The 3,311-nt window shown below is 75.4% G+C and carries 4 protein-coding genes; 3 read left to right on the top strand and 1 reads right to left on the bottom strand.

Annotated elements, in window-relative coordinates; translation table 11 throughout:
• The 3 genes from DKL51_RS11040 to DKL51_RS11030 all read left to right on the top strand — a co-directional run.
• Nucleotides 1-1,580: S8 family serine peptidase (locus tag DKL51_RS11040; protein WP_124812018.1), on the top strand; the 1,580-nt coding region annotated here is incomplete at its 5' end.
• Between the two features lie 59 nt (nucleotides 1,581-1,639).
• Nucleotides 1,640-2,569, top strand: a complete 930-nt coding sequence (locus DKL51_RS11035) for a GNAT family N-acetyltransferase (RefSeq protein WP_109946645.1) — start codon at nucleotides 1,640-1,642, stop codon at nucleotides 2,567-2,569.
• A 95-nt stretch (nucleotides 2,570-2,664) separates the two neighbouring features.
• A complete protein-coding gene (locus DKL51_RS11030) occupies nucleotides 2,665-2,907 on the top strand; it encodes a hypothetical protein (RefSeq protein WP_109946644.1) in 243 nt (80 codons plus the stop codon).
• 64 nt (nucleotides 2,908-2,971) lie between these two features.
• Here DKL51_RS11030 and DKL51_RS11025 read toward each other — a convergent pair.
• The coding region (locus tag DKL51_RS11025; RefSeq protein WP_311768031.1) for a TCP-1/cpn60 chaperonin family protein at nucleotides 2,972-3,311 on the bottom strand (340 nt) is incomplete at its 5' end.

The following is a 3,311-nucleotide window of genomic DNA, read 5'->3' as shown; positions in this document are numbered from 1 at the left end:
GCCGCGCTCCGGTCCGCTGGCTGGTCGGGCTCGCGCTGCTCGGGCCGCTCGCCTTCGCCGACCCGGAAGAGATCACGGTGGTGCTGGCCGCCAGCCGGGACGTGCCGTTCTGGGTCGCGGTCACCACCGGCGCCGCACTCGCCGTCGCGGTGCTGCTCGCCGTGGGGTACGGGGTCCTGCTGGCCCGACCGCGCGCCGGTACGCCGCACCGCCGGGTGGCCGGGGCGACGGTCGCCGCCCTGCTGCTCGCCGTCGCCGTGGTGTACGCCGTCCCCGGCCAGCCCGGCCTCTACGGCGAACGACTGCTGGTGGTGCTTCGCGAACAGGCCGATCTGAGCGGCATCCCGGCGGGCGCGCCCGGTCGGGCCGGCCGGGACGCCCGGGCAGCCGAGGTCTACCGGCGGCTGGTCGCCACGGCCCACCGGACCCAGGGAAACCTGCGCCGGGAGCTGACCCGGCTGCGCCTGCACCCGACGCCGTACTACCTGGTCAACGCGATCGAGACGGACGGTGGGCCGGCGGTGCGGGCCTGGCTCTCCGGTCGGCCCGAGGTGGCCCGGGTGCTGGTCAGCCAGCGGCTGCGTCCCCTGCCGGCGGCCGCCCGGCCGGCCCGCGGCACCCTGCCCGCCCCGGCCGGACCGGCCTGGAACGTCTCGCTGCTCGGCGCCGACCGGGTCTGGTCCGAGCTGGGGGTGACCGGCGCCGGGATCGTGGTCGGCAGCTCGGACTCGGGGGTGGACGGCCGGCATCCGGCGCTGGCCGGCGGCTTCCGGGGCGGCGACGACTCCTGGTACGACCCCTGGTCGCACACCCGGACGCCGAACGACCAGGCCGGGCACGGCACCCACACCACGGGCAGCGCGGTGGGCCGGAACGGCATCGGGGTGGCCCCCGGCGCCCGCTGGGTGGGCTGCGTCAACCTGGACCGCAACCTCGGCAACCCGGCGCGCTACCTGGACTGTCTGCAGTTCATGCTGGCGCCCTTCCCGTTCGGCGGCGACCCGTTCACCGACGGCCGACCGGCCCGCGCGCCGGACCTGCTGACCAACTCGTGGGGCTGCCCGCCGATCGAGGGTTGCGACGCCGGGGCGCTACGGCCGGCCACCGCCGCGCTCGCCGCCGCCGGCATCCTGGTGGTCGCGGCGGCCGGGAACACCGGCCCCTACTGCGGCTCGGTCGCCGATCCGCCGGCGCCCTACCCGGACGTGCTGACCGTCGGCGCGGTGGACCGGGCACGGCAGCTCACCCGCTTCTCCAGCCGGGGTCCGACGGCCGGTGGAGCGGCGAAGCCGGACCTGGTCGCGCCCGGGGCGGACGTGCTGTCCGCGTACCCGGGTGGGGGTTACGCCAGCCTGGCCGGCACGTCGATGGCGACGCCGCAGGTGGCGGGAGTGGTCGCGTTGATGTGGTCGGCGAACCCGGCGCTGGTCGGCGATCTGGCCCGGACCCGGCAGATCCTGCGCGACACCGCCTCCCCCGTCCCCGTGCCGACGGGTGCCACCTGCGGCGGCGAGGGGGACCTGGTCGGTGCCGGTCTGGTCGACGCGTACGCGGCCGTCCGCGCCGCCCGGGCCGGCTGAGCGCGCCGGGGCCGGTAGGGCGGTGCCGCCGGCGGGCGGATGACCTAGGGTCGGCGACCATGGACGCGGAGATCATCGAGCTTGCCGTCGACCGACTGCCCGCGGTCGTCGACCTGTGTCGACGGGCGCTGGACCTGCCCGAGGACGCCGCCGAGGCGCCGGCCATCCTGGACGCCCTGGTCACCCGCGCGGCGGGGGACCGGCCGGTGGTGCTGGTCGGCGCGGTCCGCGGAGCGGAGCTGGTCGGGGTGCTGGTCGGGTCGGTGTCGCAGCGGGACGCCCGCCTCGGCCACGTGGACCTGATGGCGGTGGCCCCGGCGGAGCGTCGCCGGGGCGTCGGGCGGGCCCTGCTCGCGGAGGCGGAACGGCGGCTCGCCGAGCTCGGCGCGACCGAGCTGCTGCTGGCCGGCAACCCGCCGTACTACGCCTGGCCGGGCATCGACGTGCGGTACACCCCGGCGGTCTGCGTGGCGCTGCGGCTGGGCTACCGGCAGGACCGTACCGCCTGGAACATGACCGCCGACCTGGCGGACGGCTCGCCGGCGCTGCGCTCGACGGCGGACGCGGAACGCCGGCTGGCCGACCAGGGCGTGACGGTACGCCGGGCCGAGCCGGCGGATCTGCCGGCGCTGACCGCGTTCGCCCGGACCACGTTCGGCGGGGCCTGGGACGGCGAGCTGGCCGGTTCGGTGGGTCGGCCGGGAGCCGGGGCGCACCTGGCGGAGCGGGACGGCGAGGTCCTCGGCTTCGCCGCGTACGGCTCGTCGCGGCCGAGCTGGTTCGGGCCGATGGGTACCGCGCCGGCGGCCGAGGGCTCGGGCATCGGCGGGGTGCTGCTCCGCCGCTGCCTGCGGGACCAGGCCGCGGCGGGAATCGGCGCGGCGCAGATCGGCTGGGTGGGGCCGGTGCCGTTCTATTCGGGGAGCGCGGGCGCCCGGATCGAGCGGGTGTTCTTCCTCTATCGCAAACCGATCGACTCGGCGAAATAGCAAAAAAGGGCGAAAGGGATATAGACGGTAATAACGTCATTCGGCCACGCGGCCCATCGACCGCCTCCTACCGTGCTGAAGTAGAGGAGGCAGCTATGACCACGGATGACGAACAGACCGGCGACCAACCCGCGAATTGGCCACCGGTCGGCGAACTGCCCGGGCAACTGCCGTTCGATCGGCTCGACTACGGCGACGCCGAACAACTGGCGGAGATGACCGGCGTCGACGAACCGGCCGCCGAGGAACCGCTGCAACTGGTCGACGAGCCGCTTCGGATCCCGCAGCCGTACGGACGGGCCCAGAAACGACGGAACCAGCGGCCACTGCCGACGTGAGATACGGAAAGGGGGCGGACCGCTGACGCGGCCCGCCCCCTTTCGGCGTTCGGTGGAGCTGGACTCAGAAGTCCATCTCCCCGCCACCCGGGCCAGCCGGGGCGGCCGGGGTCTTCTCCGGCTTGTCCGCCACGACGGCCTCGGTGGTGAGGAAGAGCGCCGCGATCGACGCGGCGTTCTGCAGCGCCGAGCGGGTCACCTTGGCCGGGTCGATGATGCCCGCGGCCAGCAGGTCCACGTACTCACCGGTCGCGGCGTTGAGGCCGTGACCCGGGTCGATGTTGCGGACGTGCTCGACGACCACGCCACCCTCGAGGCCGGCGTTGACGGCGATCTGCCGCAGCGGGGCGTCCAGCGCGATCTTGACGATCTGCGCGCCGGTCGCCTCGTCGCCGGTCAGGTCC

This window comes from Micromonospora globispora (genome assembly GCF_003857015.1).
GTDB classification, from domain to species: Bacteria; Actinomycetota; Actinomycetes; order Mycobacteriales; family Micromonosporaceae; genus Micromonospora; species Micromonospora globispora.
Note: the sequence above shows the minus strand (reverse complement) of the source record. Positions and strands in the feature narration are given on the sequence as shown.

Coding starts and splice junctions, on each gene's coding strand:
- DKL51_RS11030 (WP_109946644.1), top strand. CDS start 2,665: ATGACCACGGATGACGAACAGACCGGCGACCAACCCGCGAATTGGCCA.
- DKL51_RS11035 (WP_109946645.1), top strand. CDS start 1,640: ATGGACGCGGAGATCATCGAGCTTGCCGTCGACCGACTGCCCGCGGTC.